Source organism: Lysobacterales bacterium (genome assembly GCA_014946745.1).
Classification (GTDB): Bacteria; Pseudomonadota; Gammaproteobacteria; order Xanthomonadales; family Xanthomonadaceae; genus Aquimonas.
In genome coordinates this window covers 500,233-518,753 of sequence record JADCRD010000001.1, presented here as the reverse complement: position 1 = coordinate 518,753, position 18,521 = coordinate 500,233, and the positions used below count along the sequence as shown (strand labels likewise).

Genomic DNA, 18,521 nt, shown 5'->3' with positions numbered 1-18,521 from the left:
CCCGGAGCGGAGAGTTTCGCGTCGGGCGTTGTGATCGGCGAAAGCGCTGTGTTAGAGTGCGCGCCCCGCATCGACGGGCAGTTAGCTCAGCGGTAGAGCACTACCTTGACATGGTAGGGGTCACAGGTTCGATCCCTGTACTGCCCACCAGTTTCAGACAAAAGCCTCGGCGCAAGCCGGGGCTTTTTGTTTGGTTCGCCGCACAGCCGCGGTGAGCCGGAGGCCGGTAGGAGCGCTCTGATTTGTCGGAGCTTCCCGCGCCAGGGACGGCGCGCTCGCGGACCGGGCGCCCGATGCTCGATCCAGCGCGCGCGTCCGGCGACGCCGGACTTGCGGCCCTGGACCCCGTGGATGCCGCGCCAGGCGCGCTCTGCGCCGCGGCCACAAACTTTCAGAAGATTTCAGGATTGCTGGCTTGCGAGTCGCGATGCCCGTTTCTACTTTACGGCGGACGGCGCGGGCGACTTGAAGGTCACGCCGAGCGATCCGGTCAGCCGGACGATTCCGTCGCGGCCCAGCATCCTTCCGGAGCACACCATGAACTTCCACCTTGCCGTGGCGGCGCTCTGCCTCGGTCTTGCCAGTCTGTCGGCCCACGCCGCGCCGATCGATATCACGACATCGGCCAGCACCATCGATCAGCTGCTTCGCTACAGCGATGAAGAGCCCGCACCGGGCGCGAAGAACGATCTGGTGGTGTCGGTCACCGACCCCCTCAATGCCGGCGTCTGTCGGGGCGGCTGGATCAGCAAGTCCGATGCGCAGTACCAGGAGTTCTTCCAGATTCTGACCGCGGCCAAGCTCAGTCGGGCGCGCGTGCGCCTGATCGGCGACCCCAGCCGACGCTGGACGCATTCGTCCGACAACTTCTGCTACCTGCACGTCGTGGCCCTGCTTTGAATGGGGCGCAACCGTGCTTCAACTCTCTGAACCCCGAACCGCTGACGCGGTCTCGCCGCTGGCGACACCCGGTCGGCGCGCGCTGCTGACGGCCACGATCGCGCTGCTGCTCGGGGCCGCTCAGAGTCCGGCGCAGGCGCAGCTGGACGCCAGCGCGGAGGAGCGCCTGCGCTACATCGATCTGAGTCTGCCGCCAGCGGCGCGTCAGGCTCTGCGGCAGGGGCGGCGCGCCCAGCCTGCCCAGCTGAAGGCCGAACTGCTGCCGCGCAAACAGCAGTTGGTCGCCGCGCTGGGCCTCAAGGTGGTGCGGGACTTCGATCATCTGCCGCTGCTGCTGGTCGAGCTAGCGACGGACGCGCAGGAGCGCTCGATTCTGGATCAGCAGGGTGTCGAAGGCATCTGGCCAATACCACAGCTGCGCACGCAGGCCCTGACGGCCACCCAGTCGGCCAATCAGATGCAGGCCGGGCTGGCGGCCGCCGCCGGCTTCATTGGCGCGGGCACCTCCGTTCTGGTCACCGATACCGCGCTGGGTTCCGGGCCGCCCGCCAGCATCCATCCTGACTTCGGCCCCTGTACCGCTGTCGGCACGCCCGCCAGCTGTCAGCTGCGGACATGGATGACGCTGGAGTCGGCCGGCAGCGACAGCCATGGCACCAATGTCGCCGCCATCGTCGCGCGTACCGCACGTGGGGCCGGCATCCACTTCGCCGATATCGGGATCGCTTGCCCGGATCAGGACGGCTGCGTCAGCAGTGTATCGGCGTTCACCGCCTTGAATTGGGCGGTGCAGAACCAGGCGCAGTACAACATCGTCGCCCACAACATGAGCTGGGGCAGCGTACCCACATCGCAACAGCCCTGTTCACGGGCAAGCGGCACCTTTCAGGCGGCCAAGAGCGCTGGCATCGCGCAGATTGCAGCCGCAGGCAACGACAGCACGCTTGGCACCGTCGCCATCATGAGATGGCCTGCCTGCAATGCCCATGTTGTCGGCGTGGGTTCACTGGACACGGACCGGACCCAGTGGACCGTTTCGACGTTCTCGAACTCGGAGTCGGTCCTGAGCTTTCTCGCACCGGGCGAAGACATCGACGCCGGCGGCTACATCAAGACCGGCACCTCGATGGCCGCGCCGCACGTCGCCGGCGCGGTTGCGGTGCTGCGCGCAGGCAACGCCTGGTCGAGCCTCAGCGTCGACACCCTGATCGGGCACATGCGCTCGCAGGGGCGCTGGATTGTCGACGTCCGTACCGGGCAATCGTTCCCGGTGCCGATGCTGCACGATGCGCGGCCGATCCGGCTGGCGCTCGACAACCGCTTCGATGCCGCCTACAGCCTCAGCCCTTCTCCCCTGCAGGGCTGCGGCGATGACTGCTACCACTTCGCGCGAAACGCCACCACCAACGTGACCGTCGGCGATCCCGACATGCGGGTCTTGAACTGTGATGCGGGCAGCGGGGGATGTGGGGTGAGCATGGCGGCCAACCGCGTGATCACCCTGATGCCTGGCGGCGTTCTGGCCGCCATCACCCAGGTGCTGCAGTCGGGCGAGCAGGTGCCGGTGGCGGCGGCAGTTTTCGCCAACGGTTTCGAGTAGCCGAGGCGCGGCAGACAGCTGGCAGGCCTAGGCCCTCTCGCCGAGGCATGCGCTTCGGGATTTGCCGCGCAGCGGCGGAGGACGCGAAACCACACGAAGCGAATGCGCGCCCGGCGAGGCTGGACTCGCAAACACTGTGCTCACGGCGCCGCAGCGGGCACTCGGTGATGCGGCGGGCGCAGGGTTGCCGCGCGTTGGCGAGCGATCAGCCAGAGGGTATGGCCAGCGCTGCCGGGCTCGAAACCGCAGACTGCGCTGTCCACCGCCAGCGCGGCGGGCAGAAGCGGGCGGACCAGAGCATCGACGGCGGGCCGTGGCAGGAGGGGCTGTGGAGAATCGCGCATGCACGGCAACCTTTGGCAAAACAGGACGCGGTCGGCGATGACGGCCGCCCGCGTCGAGCGGCAAAGAGTGCCCACGGACTGCCGGGATCCGCATCGGCACCGGGTCGCGACGATGGGTAGGAGATTTCGTACCCGGACGCCGTCACCCGAAAAGTGTGCGGCAGCGCACAGCACCCCCGACAGCGGGGATCGCATTTTGCCCGGCTTATGCCATCGCACTTTGTCTCCAGCCGTTCCGCCCCAGGTCGCGTCCGTCAACCGGACGCGTTCCCACGGCTTGCCGCTGTCGCCCTTTTTCTCGCCCTGATCGCGGCCAGCCTGCTGCTCGATCACGCCGTCGCGCGCGCAAAGCCCCAGCAGTTCGACGCTACCGATGGGCTGCCGCAGCAGCAGGTGATCGCCCTGCATCAGGACCGCGACGGCTACCTCTGGGTGGGCACCTACAGCGGTTTGGGCCGGTTCAACGGCCGCGAGTTCCGCGTGTTCAGCACCGCCGACGGACTCGCCAGCAACTCGGTGCAGGCGATCGCCAGCAGCGCCGACGGGCAGGTCTGGGTGGGCAGCACGCGCGGACTGTGCAGTCTCGCGCCGGGCGCCAGCCGCTTCCGCTGCCGCGAAATGCCCGGCATCAGCGATGTCTCGGTGCAGGCGCTGGCGGCGCGAGGCGCGAACCTTCTGGTGGGCACGGTGCGCGGGCTCTACCAGCTTGAACCGATCGAAGGCTCCGACGGCCTTGATCCGCCCACGGTCACCACGCTCATCGCCGACGTGCACACCACCAGCCTCGCGCGCGCCGACGACGGCAGCATCTGGGTCGGCACCCCGAATGGTCTGCTGCGCTGGTTCGCGGTCACCGGCCAGTACGCCTCGGTGCATCTGCCCCTGGACAGCGCGCCGATGGTTTCGGCGCTGCTGGCCGAAGAGGATCGCGTGTGGATCGGCACCAGCGCCGGCCTGCTGCTGCTGAAGGGCGAGGAGCTTGCCTTGCCGCCGGGGCTGCCCGCAGAGGCGCGAGGCATGGCGATCAGCGGCATCGCGCGAGACGCCACCGGAGAGCTTTGGGTCACCGGCAACCGCGGACTGCTGCGGGGCCCGGAGCATGCGCTGCGTTTGCAGACCCCCGAGGATGGGCTTGCCAGCCTCGTCAACCACAGCGTGCTTCGGGATAGCGAGGGCGCGATCTGGGTGGGCAGCGACGGCGGACTCAGCCGGTACCGGATCGGCAGGTTTGAGGGCTACACGCGCCGTGAGGGGCTGCTTGCCGACTTCGTGCGCAGCCTGGATGAGGACACCGCGGGCCGGCTCTGGCTTGGCACCCGCCAGGGCGTGCAGGTGCTGCCCTCTCGCGAGGAGCGCCTGGATGCGAGCGCCGGCTTCACTCTCACGGCCGCAGATGGCCTGATCGACGAGCGGGTGTACGACATCGAACTGCCCTCGCCGGGCCATGCGTGGATCGGCACCGAGTTCGGGCTCGCCGAGTGGCGTGCCGACCGCGGCATCCTGCGCCTGCTGACCGAGCAGGACGGGCTACCGGCAAACGCGGTCCGCTCACTGTGCAGCGATAGCGATGGCCGCCTTTGGATCGGCACGATGACGGGCGTTGCGCTGATGGAAGATGCGCGCATCCAAGCGGTGGCCGATCCACTGCTGTCGGTGGCGCGGGTGCTTGCGATCGAAGCCGCGCCGGACGGCAGCCTATGGTTCGCCTCCATGCATGACGGCCTGCTGCGAATGGCGGAAGACGGTTCGGTGCAGCGCCTGGGACGCGAGGAAGGTTTCAGCAACGAGATCCTGTGGGATCTCGCAGTCGACGCCAAGGGCGGACTGTGGGTGGGTAGCAACGGCGACGGCCTGTTCCATCGCGCGCCTGATGGCGAGGTGCGGCGCTATACGCGCGAGCAGGGCATGCCCGACAACTTCGTCTGGAGCGTGCTGGTCGACGGCGAGGATCGAGTCTGGGCCTACACCAGTCGCGGCTTGGCGAGGATCGAGAACGGCCAGGTGCAGAGCTTCACTGTGGCCGATGGGCTGCTGCACCCGGAAGGCAGCGCCACCGCGGCACTGCGCACGCGCGACGGCACGCTGTGGTTCGGCAGCGGCTTCGGCCTTGTGCGATACGTCGAGCGCGCGCGCCCGGCGGAAGCCCCGCCGCGGGTCGTGATAGAGCGCGTCAGCAGCGCCGATGAGCCGGTTCCGGAGGGCAGTCAACTGGCTGCTGGCACTCGCGACCTCAGCTTCAGCTTCGCCGCTCTGCGTCTCGGCTATGGCAGTCAACTGCGCTATCGCTATCGGCTTCGCGGCGACGGTGGCGACTGGTCGGCGCCGCAGCCCTATCAGCCGATCACTTTTGCCGCACTGCCGCCGGGCAGCTACGTCTTCGAGGTCCAGGCGCGCGACGGACTGCGCGAGTGGGGACCTTCGACGGAATTCAGCTTCGCCATCGAGCCCGCACCGTGGCAACGTACGTCGACACGGCTGCTGGTGGCGATCAGCCTGGTCCTGCTGGCCGCGCTGGCAGTGCGCTTCCGGCTGCACCAGCTGGCGGCGCGCAGGCGCGAGCTGGAGCAGCTGGTGGAGTTCCGCACCCAGGCGCTGGCCGAGGCCAATAGTCAGCTGGAGCAAGCCTCGCTGACCGATCCGCTCACCGGCCTGCCGAACCGCCGATACCTGCTCCGTCAGGTGCTGGCCGACCTCGCCCAGTGCCGCCGCGCCTACCGCGTTGCGGCCTCACCTGGCGTGCAGCGCGACATGCTTTTTCTGCTGGTGGACATCGACCACTTCAAGGCGATCAACGATCGGCACGGCCATGCGGCGGGCGATACCGTGCTGCGCCAGTTCGCCCGCTTGCTGACCCATGCGGTGCGCGAGTCCGACTACGCCGTGCGCTGGGGCGGCGAAGAATTCCTTGTGGTGGCCCGCCAGGCCGACGCCGCGCAGGCTGGGGTGCTTGCCGAGCGGATCGTCAGCGCCGTGCGCAACGAAGTTTTCCGGCTCGACAGCGGCGAGCTGCTGCGCTGCTCATGTTCGGTTGGCGCCGCCGCCCTGCCTTTCCTGCCGGGCGACCCCGATGCGCTCGAATGGGAGCAGGTCGTCGATCTGGCGGACGCGGCCGTCTACGGCGCGAAACGTCGCGGTCGCAATCGCTGGATCGTTCTCGCGCCAGCGCAAGGGCTGCGACCCTCGGACCTGCCCGACCTGCTCGACGCAGCGCGCAACCGGCTGGACGCGCCTGAGACCGCGCGACTGCTCTCGCTGCAGACAGGCAAGGACTAGGGCAACGCTGAAGAATTCAGCGTTGCCGCGCGCCATGGGGGGCGCGCCCGCGGATCGAGCACGCGATGCTTGATCCAGCGTGACCGAGCGAAGCGAAGGCGTCGCCGCGTAGCCGCCGAACGAGTCCGGACATGTGCCGGACTCGCGACCACTCAAGGCCGGGAGGGACTTGCAAGGCCAGGAGGGACTTGATCCGTGTTGCCCTGGAAGCGGCACGGTACCGGCTGCGGAAGAGAACGCCCGATGCGCGCGCGGACGCAGTCCCCGCTGCGCCAGCGATCAAGCGCGCTGGCGCAGCCAAAGCATCAACGTGAGGAGTGCCGACCGCTCAGCGCCGCCCGGTCGTGAGCGGCCTTCGGTCTCTCATCCGTCGAGTTCAGTCCATCTCGCATAGTCGGCTTCCAGCTCGGCCTGCAGCTGGGACAGCTCAGCGCCGGCAGCGGCAACCTCGGCCGCGGGGCGCTGGTAGAAGCCGGGGTCCGCCATGCGCTGGCCCAGTTCGGCGATGCGGGTCTCCAGCACTTCGATGCGCGCGGGCAGCAGCTCAAGCTCGCGTTGATCCTTGTAGCTGAGCTTCTTCTTCGGCGCGACGGGCGCCGCCATCGCGCTGGCGCTTGGCGTCGCCAAAGACGGCGCCACCGTCGCCGCGTGCGCCGCTTGGGCGGTCTTCTGCGCATCGCGGGTTGCCAGCCAATCGCTGTAGCCGCCGACGTAGTCGCGCACCGAGCCTTCGCCTTCGAACACCAGACAGCTGGTCACCACGTTGTCGAGGAACTCGCGATCGTGCGAGACCAGGATCAGCGTGCCGGGGTACTCGCCGAGCTTCTCTTCGAGGAGCTCCAAGGTTTCAACGTCGAGGTCATTGGTCGGCTCGTCCATCACCAGCAGGTTGCTGGGCTGGGCGAACAGCTTGGCCAACAGCAGGCGGTTTCGCTCGCCGCCGGAGAGCATGGTGATCGGCGCGCGCGCGCGCTCCGGCGTGAACAGGAAATCCTGCAGATAGCCCAGCGCATGCTTGCGGCGGCCGTCGAGCTCGATGTACTCGCGGCCTTCGGCGACGTTCTCCAGCGCGTTCCAGTCCTCGCGCAGGCTCAGGCGGTGCTGGTCGAAGTAAGCGATCTCGAGCTGGGTGCCGAGCTCGATCTCGCCGGTGTCCGGCTTGGCTTCACCGAGCAACAGACGGATCAGGGTCGTCTTGCCGACGCCGTTGGGGCCGACCAGGCCAATGCGGTCGCCGCGCTGGATGTTGACCGAGAAATCTTCAAGCAAGCTGCGGCCGCCGTAGCCGTGGCTGACGCGCTTGGCTTCGGCGACGCGCTTGCCCGAGGGCGCGGCGGCTGCCATCTGGATATTGACCTGGCCCTGCTGCTCGCGGCGCTGCATGCGTTCGTTGCGCATCGCCTTCAGCGCGCGCACGCGCCCTTCGTTGCGCGTGCGCCGCGCCTTGATGCCCTGGCGGATCCACACCTCTTCCTCGGCCAGCTTGCGGTCGAAATGCGCAGCAGCCTGGGCCTCGGCATGCAGGCGCTCCTCGCGCCGGCGCAGGTAGTTGTCGAAGTCGCCGGGCCAGCTGGTGAGCTGGCCTCGGTCGATTTCGAGAATCCTTGTGGCCAGCGCGCGCAGGAAGCGACGGTCATGGGTGATGAACACCAGCGCCGTCTGCAGCGATTTCAGCGTCTCTTCCAGCCAGTCGATGGAGTCGATGTCGAGGTGGTTGGTGGGCTCGTCCAGCAGCAGGATGTCCGGCGCCGACACCAGCGCCTGGCCCAGCAGCACGCGCCGCTTCATGCCGCCCGACAACGCCGCGAACTGCGCTTCACCATCAAGGCCGAGGCGGGTCAGAACCGCTTCGACGCGCTGGTCGAGATCCCAGCCCTGGGCCGCTTCGATGCGCTCCTGCAGGTCGGCGACTTCATTGGCGATCGCCGGCTCTTCGAATCGAGGCAGAAGTGCGTGATAGCGCGCCAGCCAGTGGCCGAGATCGCCGAGCCCGGCGGTGATCACCTCGAAGATGCTGCCTGAAGTCGCCTGCGGCACCTCCTGCGCCAGCCGGGCCACGCGCACACCGGAAGACACCCTTCGCTCGCCCTCGTCCGGGGTGATCTCTCCAGCGATGATGCGCAGCAGTGTCGACTTGCCAGCGCCGTTGCGCCCGACGATGCAGACGCGCTCGCCGGCTTCGATGGTGAGTTCGATGTGGTCCAGCAGCGGGGGGCCGCCGACGCTGTGGCTTAGGTTGAGCAGTTGCAGTAAGGGCATTGGGGAGCCGGGATTGGGGATTCGGGACTGGGGATTCAGAGCCGGTGGGTCACGCGGATCGCGCGCCCGGCCCCTCACCCCTCCCCTCTCCAGTGGGGAGAGGGGTTCAGAGCGAAGCCGCGTATTGTGCGGCACGAAGGCGTGGAGGCGGGCAGTGGCGAGATTCGGCGCCTGGGTTGGCGTGGCGCCAGCCTCATCCGGCTCCGCGGTTCCGCTCTGAGCTTCGGCTCCGTGCTTCGGCTATGCGCTTCGGCTCTCCGCTTCGGCTCTGCGCTTCGGCGGTTGCTCTTGCGGGCAGGAGCCCGCGCTCTGACCGGGGCCCCTGGGGAGCGGCGGGAGGCGGTCGATTCGCCCGCAGGGTTGGCCGCAGGGATGCGGCCAAGGTTTTCGACAGGCCAGGGATGGCCTGTCCGAAAACCCCGACCGACTCACGCGTACCCGGAGCGCAGGGATGCGCGTAGGGCGCGGACGAGCAGGCCTTTCACTTGCCTACTTCTCTTTGGCCACGCAAAGAGAAGCAGGTCGGGCAGCCCGCAGGGCTGACCGAAAGCTCTTGATCTTGATCTTCGCTTCGAACGACGAAGCGACGAAGCGACGAAGCGAGACCGAGGCGAGCGTGGGGCTCATGGTGGGTCAAGACCCACCCTATGGGTTCGGAACACCGGGGCCGAAGCGAAGCGCATGGTGGATCAAGACCCACCCTATGGGTTCGAAACACCGAGGCGGAAGCAAAGCTTATGGTGGGTCAAGACCCACCCTATGGGTTCGGAACACCGAGGCCGAAGCGAAGCTCATGGTGGGTCAAGACCCACCCTATGGGTTCGGAACACCGGGGTCGAAGCGAAGCATCGGTGGGTCAAGACCCACGGGACACCGGGGCCAACGCGAAGCTCATGCTGGGTCGAGACCCACCCCATGGGCTCGCAGCGGGGCGTCAGCCCAGCAGTTCGACGATATCGCGCTCGATCGACTCCGGCGTATCGGTGGGCGCATAGCGCCGCACCACCCGGCCCTCGCGATCGATCAGGAACTTGGTGAAGTTCCATTTGATCGCCTCGCTGCCAAGAATGCCCTTGGCTTCCTTCTTCAGGTACTGGAAGAGCGGGTGCGCGCCCTTGCCGTTGACCTCGACCTTGGCGAACAGCGGGAAACGCACGTCGTAGTTCAGGCTGCAGAAGTTCTTGATCTCGGCCTCGTCGCCGGGCTCCTGGTGGCCGAACTGGTCGCAGGGGAAACCCATAACCGTCAGGCCTTTGGCCTCGTACTTGCGGTGCAGAGCCTCAAGCCCCTTGTACTGCGGGGTGAAGCCGCACTTGCTGGCGGTGTTGACGATGAGCAGCACGCGGCCGGCGTAGTCGCGCAGGGACTGCGGCTGGGCGTCGATGTCCTGCACGCTGAAGTCGTAGAGGGAACTCATGGGGCGCGGCCTCGCTGTGGGTGCGTTGATGTCGGGCGATGGGTTGCTGGGGATTGGGGATTGGGGATTGGGGATCGGGGATCGGGGATCGGGGATCGGGGATCGGGGATCGGGGATCGGGGATCGGGGATCGAATGCGGGCGTGGCGCCGCTTGCGTGCAGTTGTATCCCGCCCTCGAGACCCCGCTCGACGCTATCCGGGGCGCACTGATCCAAGCGCGCGAAGCCGCTCAAGCGAAGGCCAAGCGCAAATCCCGAATCCCCAATCCCGAATCCCCACTCCGGAGGGCACCGTCAGGTGCTCTCCGGAGCTTCGAGCTGATCCAGGAAATCCACGCCGCGGCGCAGATGCGGGATCACGATCGAGCCGCCCACCACTAGCGCCACCGAGAAGGTCTCGAAGAACTCCTCGCGGTTGACGCCGGCTTCCTTGCACTGGGCGATGTGGTAGCTGATGCAGTCGTCGCAGCGCAGCACCATCGAGGCGACCAGACCCAGCAGCTCCTTGGTCTTGTGGTCGAGCGCGCCGTCCTTGTAGGTCTGGGTGTCGAGCGCGAAGAAGCGGCGCACCACCTGGTTGTCCTCGGACAGGATGCGCTCGTTCATGCGCTTGCGGAAATCGGTGAACTCCTGCACGCGGCTGCTCATGCGCCTGCCTCCAGCAGCGGCGCGAGGCCGCCAGCGCGGTCCAGCGCCACCATGTCGTCGAAGCCACCGATGTGCTGGCCGTTGATGAAGATCTGCGGCACCGAGGTGCGGCCGGTCTTTTCGACGATCTCCTTGCGAACGGCGGGGTCGAGATCGACGCGGATCTCCTCCCAGCTCTGGCCGCGCTGCTTCAGGAAATTCTTGGCCGCCACGCAGTAGGGGCAGATGGCCGTGCTGTAGATCTTGATGTCGGGCATTCCAGTTCCTTGGGGCAGGCCGCGGGCAGGCGCTGCGCCGCGGCGGTGTTTCGAGCCTGCATAGGGTGGGTCTTGACCCACCGAAACTCAACGCCGCAGCACGGGATTCGGGATTCGGGATTCGGGATTCGCAGAGCATGCCGCGGCGAGAGCCCATGTCGCGCGCATTGCGTGGGCCATGGCTCACCAAAGCTCCAAACCTCGCCACGATGCTCGGACGCCGAGGCGATAAGCACGGCAGTCCGAGGCGAGCGTGAAGCTCATGGTGGGTCAAGACCCACCCTATGCTTCGGTTGAGGTTTACGCAGTCATCCCTGCAGGGCTCGCAGGGTGATGGCCGGTGGCGTGCTGACTACGCGGCGGGTGGCGGCGAGGCCGGTCACGACCACCGCCAACACGCCTGCGCCGAAGCCGATACCTACATGCCCCCAATCGGGCGCGAACGGCAGCTCGAACACGAGGTCCGCTACCAGCGCGGTCAGCCCGGTTGCCGCCAGCGCGGCGATGCCGCCTGCGATGATGCCAATCGCCAGGAATTCGCTGGCCTGGGCCAGGCGCAGCTGCAGGCCGCGCGCGCCGAGCACGCGCATGACGCCGCCTTCGAGCAGGCGCTCGTCCTGGCTGCTGGTGACCGCTGCGACCAGCACCAGCAGGCCCGCGCCCAGGGTGAAAAAGAACACATACTCGACCGCCAACGTGGCCTGGCGCGCGGTGCGCTGGACCTGCTCGATGATGGCGTCGACATCGATCACCGACACATTGGGGAAGCGCCCGACCAGCGCACGGGTGAATTCGACGTCGCCCCTGGGCACGTTGACCGCGGTGATGTAGCTGGCCGCCGAGTCCTGCAGCGCCGGCGCGTTCGTGATCACGAAGAAGTTGGGCCGGAAGCCCTCCCAGGTGACCTCGCGCAGGCTGGTGATCTCGGCCTCGAAGACGCGGCCGGCGACATCGAAGGCGATGCGGTCGCCAAGCGACCAGCCCAGGGTCTCGGCGATGCCCTGCTCCACCGAGACTTCGGGCGCTGTGCCCGCCGGGTCCCAGGCGCGACCGGCGACGACAGGGTTGCCGTCCACGGCCAGGTCCTGCGCCCAGCTCAGATTGAACTCGCGCTCGGCCAGCCGGCGCGCGCGCTGGCCGCGTTCGGCATAGGTTTCGCCCGTCACGGCATCGCCGTTGTGCTGCACCAGACGCCCGCGCACCATCGGCAGCAGGCCGGGCGCCTCGATGCCGCGCGCCTGCATCACCTCGAGCGCGCCCTCGACCTGATCGGCCTGCACGCCGACCACGAAGCGGTTCGGCGCGTCCTCGGGAATCGCCTGCTGCCAGCGGTCGAGCAGCTGGCCGCGCACCTGGCCCAGCATCAGCAGCACCATCAGGCCCAAGCCCAGCGCACTGATCTGCGCCACGCTCACCGCCGCGCGCCGCGACACGTTGGCGAGCCCGTAGCGCCAGACCCCACGCAGGCGTCCGCGCACGCGCTTCAGCACGGCCACCAGCGCCAGCGCCAGCAGCGCCAGCACGATGAAGGTGCCGAGCATGCCGCCCAGCATCGCCGCACCCAGCTTGACCGAGCCGGCCTTCCACCACAGCAGCGCCGCGAGCGCGCCCAGACCCAGCAGTGACACCGCGACTGCGCTGGCTTCGACGCCGCCCAGATCGCGCCGCAGCACGCGCAGCGCCGGCACCCGCCGCAGCGCCAGCACGGGCGGCGCAGCGAACGCGAACAGCACGATCAAGCCCACGGCCAGGCCCTGCGCCAGCGGCAGCAGGCCGGGTGCGGGCACCGACAGGCCCAGCACCTGCGCCAGCCAGGCGGTCACCGCGGCCTGCAGGCCGTAGCCGATCAGGGCACCGACGAGGCTGCCCATCAGCCCGAGGAACAGCAGCTCGCCGAGCTGGATCACCACGATCGCGCGCTGATCCGCGCCGAGGCAGCGCAGCACCGCGCAGGCATCCAGATGGCGCGCGCTGTGCCGGCGCGCAGCCATCGCCACCGCGATCGCTGACAGCACGACGGCGACCAGTGCGGCGAGGCCGAGGAAGCGGTCGGCGCGCTCCAGCGCGTTGCGCAGTTCGGGGCGGCCGTCCTGGACCGTTTCCAGGCGCTGGCCGCGGCCCAGGTCCTCGCGCTGGTCGCTGATCCAGCGCGACACCGCCGACGCTTCGCCGGCAACGGCCAGGCGGTAGCTGATGCGGCTGCCGACCTGCACGAGGCCGGTGGCTTCAAGGTCGGCGAGGTTGATTGAGACTTTCGGCGCGACGTTGAAGTAGTCGAGCGCCGCGTCGGGCTCCTGTGCGACCAGCGCTGAGAGTCGCAGCTCGCTGCTGCCGATCTTGAGGGTGTCGCCGATGCCCACCTGCAGGGCTTCGGCGCCGGCGCGGGTGATCCAGACCTCGCCGCGGGCGGGAATGCCCTCGGCCTTGAACTCGCGGCCCTGCGCGTCGATCAGGAGAAACTCGCCGCGCAGCGGATAGCCCTCGGACAGCGCGCGGATATCCGACAGGCGCAGCGCCTCGCCGGCGCGGACCATGCTCGGAAAGCCCAGCGTCTCGGCCACCTGCAGGCCGAGCTCGGCGGCCAGCGCGCGCGGGCCCTCGCCGATCGGCTGGTCGGCGCGCAGCACGGCGTCACCGCCGAGCAGACGGTTGGCCTCCATGGCGAGTGCGCGCTCGGCGCGGTCGGTAAGCGCGGCGACCGCAGTGACGCCAGCCACCGCCAGCATCAACGCCGCCAGCAAGACGCGCACTTCGCCGGAGGCGAGGTCGCGACGGGTGAAGCGCCAGGCGAGCTTGAGCAGCCTCATGCCAGCAGCCGACCGGAGTCGATGCGCAGCACGCGGCCGCAGCGCGCCGCCAGCTTCGGGTCATGCGTGACCAGCACCAGGGTGGTGCCGCTGCTGGCGTTCATCTCGAACAGCAGCTCGACCACCGACTCGCCGGTCTTGGTATCGAGGTTGCCGGTGGGCTCGTCGGCGAACAGCACCGCCGGCCGCGTGACAAAGGCGCGGGCCAGGGCCACACGCTGCTGCTCGCCGCCCGAGAGTTGCCGCGGGTAGTGGCTGAGGCGCTCGGAAAGACCGACCTGGGCAAGGATGCCGCGTGCCTGCGTCTCGGCGTCTCTCGCCCCGGACAACTCCAGCGGCAGCATCACGTTCTCAAGCGCGGTGAGTGAGGGCAGCAGCTGGAAACTCTGGAACACGAAGCCGACATGGCGCCCACGCACTGCGGCGCGCCCGTCCTCGTCCAGGCTCGACAGCGCTTCGCCCGCCAATTCGACCGAGCCCGAGGACGGCGTGTCCAAGCCGGCCAGCAGCGACAGCAGGGTCGACTTGCCTGAACCGGAGGCGCCGACAATCGCGACGGTTTCACCCGCCTTGATCGAAAAGCTGACGTCCTCAAGTATGGTCAGCGGCCCGGTCGGCAGCTGCACCCGCTTGCCCAGCGCCTGCGCACGCAGCGCCTCGCGCGCCGAAACCGTCCCACTGCCAGCGCCCTCGCGGCGCGGCTCGCTCGATCCATCCATCACGGGAACTCCATGTCTTTGATCCTGCACACCCACGCAGCCTCGCCCAGCCGATCTGAACGTGGCGTCATCACATTCGTGGTGATTCTGCTGGGCCTGCTGCTTTCTGTGGTCTCGATCGCCGAAACCCCAGTGCCCGCGCGCACGGTGCTGGTGGTCGGCGACTCGCTCTCGGCCGCCTACAACCTGTCGAAGGAGCAGGGCTGGGTGCATCTGATGGGAGAAAAGCTTGCGCGTGAGCGCCCCGGCTGGACCGTGGTCAACGCCAGCATCAGCGGCGAAACCACCGCCGGCGGCGCCGCCCGCATCGACGCCGACCTGAAGGCGCACAGCCCGTCCATCGTGATCATCGAGCTCGGCGCCAACGACGGCCTGCGCGGCCTTGACCTGGGCCAGGCCCGCGCCAACCTGACGCGCATGATCACCGCCAGCCAGGCGGCCGGCGCGAAGGTGCTGCTGATCGGCATGCACATCCCGCCGAACTACGGCCCGGAGTACACCGCGGACTTCCACGGGATGTTCGCCGAACTGGCCGAGGCCCATGGCACCGCCCTGCTGCCCTTCCTGCTGGAGCCCATCGCCAGCGACCGCGAGGCCTTCCTGCCGGACAACCTGCACCCGACGGCCGAGGCGCAGCCAAGGCTGCTGGAGCATGTGTGGCCGCAGGTGGAGGCACTCGTCGCTGGCCACAGCGGCGCGGGTTAGCCCGACGCGCAAGCCAAATGCCGATCTCCCCTCTCCCCCGTGGGAGAGGGGCCGGGGGAGAGGGGGTAAACGCAAGGCGAGGCGCACATCCCGCTCTGCCCACCCCCTCTCCGGTCCATACAACAAGAGGGGGCGCGGGGCTCATCGCATAGTCTTCAACTAGGGCACGACCGAGAACGTCAGCACCTTGAGCTCGTCGGTGCCGTTGCGGTAAGCGATGAGCCGGTCGCCTGCTGTCATCGCCTGGTTGACGTTGGGGTAGGTCTCGCCGTCGAGCAGGGTGAGGGTGCCGTTGCCTGCCACGGACCAGCGCTTGACCGTCATGCCCCCGGTCTCGCGACGCTGGGTGGTGATCCGCCCCATCGCGTCGACCGAGGTCGCGCTGGTGCCGGCGACGGTCGCCAGCTCGGTGATCGCACCGTTGGCGGCCACCTCCCAGCTGCGGTGCTCGGCCTCCGACTCGGGGGTGACGTGAACGGTGACGAAGCCGCTGTTGAAAAACGGAGTGCGGTCGCCGACCTGATCGATCGCGACGCGTTTGGCGCTCTGGCCGCTGATGACTGCGGCGCGGGCGAGCGTCCCCAGCTGGGTCAAGGCGCCGTCGCTTGCGACCTCCCAGGTCTGAAGTTCGAGCTGCCCCGCAGCGTTGCGGAAGCCGAGCACCACTCGGCCGCTGGGCGCGCCGGTGCTCGCCCAGCGCAGTGTCTGAACGGCCGCGCCCGTGCCCGCGGCGACCACCTCGGTGTCGCGACGAGTGGCAACGTTGCCGGGCGCGTGATCGACGGTCTGCAGCGTGAGCTGCCCGTCACCGCGCCGGCTCACCACCACCGCGCGCGTCACTCCATCGACAGGAGTGCCCACCCGGGTCACGTCGATTTCAGAGACCGTGTCGCCCAGCCAGCTGCCCAACCGGCTGAGGGCGCCGTTGTGGTGGTTCCATCACGTCAACTGCAGGCGTCCGAGCGCGTCGCGAACGGCGGTGACGAACTGCAGGCCATCGGTCACCGCGACCGAGAGAATCGCATCGGCGCTCTCGCTGTCAGTGAGGGTGAGTCCCTGGCCGGGGTCGACCCGGAAGGCGTCGAGCTGCAGTCTGCCGTTGGCCGCATTCCGGCTGGCGGTGACGTAGCGGGAGGGGAACAGGTGGTTCTCGGGCGGAGCGTTGAGCGCGAGCCGGTCGTAAGTGCCTTCGACCTGCAGCAGGTCTTCGATCACATAGGGGCTGGGTTCGTTGAGGGTCGAGATGCCGTAGCGGTAGCCCTCGGCGAGCAAGTCGCCCGAGTCGATCCCGGCCGTGTTCACCAGCAGCACCGCGTCGATGTTGTTCGGCAAGCGCAGGATGTGCGCGTTGAACGCAGCGGTCGAGTCCCGGTCTCCATTCGCGCCGCCCTTGCCGAGCGTGGCCACGCCGTTGAACGTGGTCGGCGCGTCCCACCCGAAAGCAGTGGCGGAGTTGCCGCTGGTCAGCGTGACGTTGGTCAGAAGCCCCTGTTCGGGGGCAGCCCCGAACATCAGCTTCCGGTAGCGCACAGCAGTGAGGAACTCGGAGAGCTGACGCGAAGAGGCCGCCCACCCTCCCGCCGAGCAATTGTTCGACCAGTCCTCGATGATCCTCGACTGCTGGTACACGCCGCTCAGGTGCTCCTGGCAGCCGCCGGCGCCGCGGCACTGACCGAAGTAGTAGACGTCAGGACGGTGCTGGCAGCTGAGCTGCTCGCGATCGGCGCCCATGTGGCTCGCCCACAGTTTGAAGACCTCGTCGACCACGTGCGGTGAGGTGGCGGCCGAGAGCTTCCAGGTAAACACGTCGCGCGCGAGTGCGATGTTGGAGTTCACGTACTCGCGCCGGTAGTCGTCGGTCACGTCTGCGCTGGGCGTGGGCGACTCCAGTTCCCCGGATTGCTCGGCCGCGTAGAAGGGCAGGCAGTCCATGGTGAGGAACGTGCTTTCTCCGGAACACCCTGGCGAGTCTTTCGGCATGCCCGTGGTGTGCGTCATCGCGTTCTTCAGCGTGAACGTGTCGACCCAGCCGGCAGCGGCCGCAGGGTTGATCGCGCTGCGCAGCGGAGCGTCGAGATCGACCGTGCCACGCCGGGAGAGCTCGAGCATGCTGGTCGCCATGATCATCTTGCTCACGCTGCCGACGTCCATGCGCAGACGGTTGGTCATTGATTTCTCCTCGCTGCCGAGACCGACGTATCCCCACGCGCGGCGGCCGATCAGCCGACCCGACTGCATCAGCACGTACTGGTAGCCAACCGCTCGGGTCTTCAGGCGATCGTGAATCGACAGCGCCATTCGCTCCGCTTGGTCGTAGTGAAAGGGCTCGACGCTGTCGTCGGCGAGAAACGCGATCCGCGAGACGCCGCCGGCGACGAAGGGCTCGACCTCTGCCCACTTTGGCGTCGCATCGACGTGCCCCGTGAAGGGGCCGGTGATGGTGCCTGTATTCGGGTCGAACGGAGCGTGCTTCGAATACCCGGTCTTCCGGTCGTAGGCGAGCACCCGGTACACGGGCGCGGTGCCGAGTCTGACGAAGCGCACGTGCGAGTATCCGGCATCGATGTTGATGACCTGGGTGTTGCCCTCGTTCATGCCGGTGTTCGCAACCCGCTGCACCACCAGCATGCCTTCGTTGTCGCCCGCCTCGCCGCGGAGCAGCGTCGGATCGCCGGCGGCCTTGTAGAGGATGCGGTGCGTGCCGGCGCCGGCGGTCAGGTGGTCGACGCTCGACCATCCGAGCGACCAGGTCTCGGTCTTGAGCTCGAAGCCGGTGTCGGTGTACGAGGCCGCATCTCCCGAGAACGTGTCGAGCGCGAAGAAGTGCCAGCGACCCGCGCGCTGGTAGATGTCAAAAAGGTTCTTGTCCTTGAGCGACTCGTACCGGTGCTCAACGCCGGTTCCCACCAGGGTGCCCGCGGGAGTGATGTTCACCAGCCGCAGCGTTCCGGCGAATGCGTCGTGCAGGGCAAGCGTGGCGCCGCCCGCCAGTGAGAGCACGGCCGCGTTGGTGCTGCGGAACTCCAGGCGGGTGGTGTCCGACGTCACAGCGCCGAGAGTGGCGCCGGAGCCGATAGCGCGCAGCTGCACACGCCCGGTGTGCCCGTTGATCAACGCGGTGAAGGCTTGCGCCCCCGCGTTGAAGGGCCTGTTCATGTTGAAGTGGGTGTTCGCCGGCATGACCACGTCATGGGTGGGCGCTTGAATGCCGGCGCCGGTGAAGGTGTTGATGCGATGCTGCGTGACGTCAGCCGCCGCCGCGGGCAGCGCAACGCAGACCAGCAGGAGTCCTCGAAATGCACTGCTGGCGTGCGTCACCTGCGCGCGGCAAGCCGCCCGCAGTGCGGCGTACCCGGACAGCCTGGGATGTTTGTTGAAAGCCCTCATGATCGTTGCTCCCTCGTCGGACCCGGGGCGGGTCGTCTGCAAAGGGACTCGCAAGACAGCGGGCAAAACGACAGTCGGTGGCGCGCCAATCGACCGAAGTCAGATCACTCCGCGTCTGCAGGACGTCACGCAAGCCCTCCGCGGCCCGTTCAGCGCGCTCGCCGAACCTCTGGCGAAACGCGCGGCCGCAGGTTCTGCGCGCCCC

The 18,521-nt window shown here is 68.1% G+C and carries 13 protein-coding genes and 1 tRNA gene; 5 read left to right on the top strand and 9 right to left on the bottom strand.

What is annotated here, in order from left to right:
• The first annotated feature begins 75 nt into the window (after nt 1-75).
• The 3 genes from H4O13_02135 to H4O13_02125 all read left to right on the top strand — a co-directional run bounded on the left by H4O13_02135 (nt 76) and on the right by H4O13_02125 (nt 2,500).
• Nucleotides 76-150: transfer RNA gene (locus H4O13_02135), tRNA-Val, on the top strand.
• 387 nt (nt 151-537) lie between these two features.
• Entirely contained in the window at nt 538-900 is a 363-nt protein-coding gene (locus H4O13_02130) for a hypothetical protein (protein ID MBE5314179.1), read from the top strand.
• 13 nt (nt 901-913) lie between these two features.
• The gene (locus H4O13_02125; GenBank protein MBE5314178.1) at nt 914-2,500 is read left to right on the top strand and encodes a S8 family serine peptidase; all 1,587 of its coding nucleotides are present in this window, start codon (nt 914-916) and stop codon (nt 2,498-2,500) included.
• A gap of 140 nt (nt 2,501-2,640) precedes the next feature.
• Here the strand turns inward: H4O13_02125 and H4O13_02120 are convergent, their stop codons facing one another.
• A complete protein-coding gene (locus H4O13_02120; protein MBE5314177.1) occupies nt 2,641-3,252 on the bottom strand; it encodes a hypothetical protein in 612 nt (203 codons plus the stop codon).
• Between H4O13_02120 and H4O13_02115 the strand changes: the two genes are divergently transcribed.
• Complete coding sequence (locus H4O13_02115) at nt 3,238-6,117, top strand: diguanylate cyclase (protein ID MBE5314176.1); 2,880 nt, start codon at nt 3,238-3,240, stop codon at nt 6,115-6,117. The genes H4O13_02120 and H4O13_02115 overlap by 15 nt on opposite strands.
• Nucleotides 6,118-6,480: 363 nt before the next feature.
• Here the strand turns inward: H4O13_02115 and H4O13_02110 are convergent, their stop codons facing one another.
• The 6 genes from H4O13_02110 to H4O13_02085 all read right to left on the bottom strand — a co-directional run bounded on the left by H4O13_02110 (nt 6,481) and on the right by H4O13_02085 (nt 14,224).
• Nucleotides 6,481-8,376 carry an ATP-binding cassette domain-containing protein gene (locus H4O13_02110; protein ID MBE5314175.1) on the bottom strand — a complete coding sequence of 632 codons (1,896 nt, stop codon included), beginning with the start codon at nt 8,374-8,376 and terminating at the stop codon, nt 6,481-6,483.
• A 934-nt stretch (nt 8,377-9,310) separates the two neighbouring features.
• Nucleotides 9,311-9,793, bottom strand: coding sequence for a glutathione peroxidase (locus tag H4O13_02105; GenBank protein MBE5314174.1), 483 nt, complete (start codon nt 9,791-9,793; stop codon nt 9,311-9,313).
• Nucleotides 9,794-10,087: 294 nt separating this feature from the next.
• Nucleotides 10,088-10,441 carry a carboxymuconolactone decarboxylase family protein gene (locus tag H4O13_02100; GenBank protein MBE5314173.1) on the bottom strand — a complete coding sequence of 118 codons (354 nt, stop codon included), beginning with the start codon at nt 10,439-10,441 and terminating at the stop codon, nt 10,088-10,090.
• The gene (grxC, locus tag H4O13_02095; protein ID MBE5314172.1) at nt 10,438-10,698 is read right to left on the bottom strand and encodes a glutaredoxin 3; all 261 of its coding nucleotides are present in this window, start codon (nt 10,696-10,698) and stop codon (nt 10,438-10,440) included. The genes H4O13_02100 and grxC overlap by 4 nt, the downstream gene beginning before the upstream one ends.
• Nucleotides 10,699-11,006: 308 nt before the next feature.
• The gene (locus tag H4O13_02090; protein MBE5314171.1) at nt 11,007-13,505 is read right to left on the bottom strand and encodes an FtsX-like permease family protein; all 2,499 of its coding nucleotides are present in this window, start codon (nt 13,503-13,505) and stop codon (nt 11,007-11,009) included.
• Nucleotides 13,502-14,224: an ABC transporter ATP-binding protein gene (locus H4O13_02085; protein MBE5314170.1), complete on the bottom strand. Its 723-nt coding sequence runs from the start codon at nt 14,222-14,224 to the stop codon at nt 13,502-13,504. Before H4O13_02085 ends, H4O13_02090 begins: the two co-directional genes overlap by 4 nt.
• Before the next feature lie 12 nt (nt 14,225-14,236).
• On the opposite strand from H4O13_02085, the gene H4O13_02080 reads away from it, so the two are divergent.
• A complete protein-coding gene (locus tag H4O13_02080; protein ID MBE5314169.1) occupies nt 14,237-14,929 on the top strand; it encodes an arylesterase in 693 nt (230 codons plus the stop codon).
• A 159-nt stretch (nt 14,930-15,088) separates the two neighbouring features.
• On the opposite strand, the gene H4O13_02075 is transcribed toward H4O13_02080, so the two are convergent.
• Both H4O13_02075 and H4O13_02070 read right to left on the bottom strand, forming a co-directional pair.
• Nucleotides 15,089-15,838, bottom strand: a complete 750-nt coding sequence (locus H4O13_02075; GenBank protein MBE5314168.1) for a hypothetical protein — start codon at nt 15,836-15,838, stop codon at nt 15,089-15,091.
• Between the two features lie 30 nt (nt 15,839-15,868).
• On the bottom strand, nt 15,869-18,358 hold the full coding sequence (locus H4O13_02070) for a serine hydrolase (protein ID MBE5314167.1): 2,490 nt from the start codon (nt 18,356-18,358) through the stop codon (nt 15,869-15,871).
• Nucleotides 18,359-18,521: the final 163 nt, after the last annotated feature.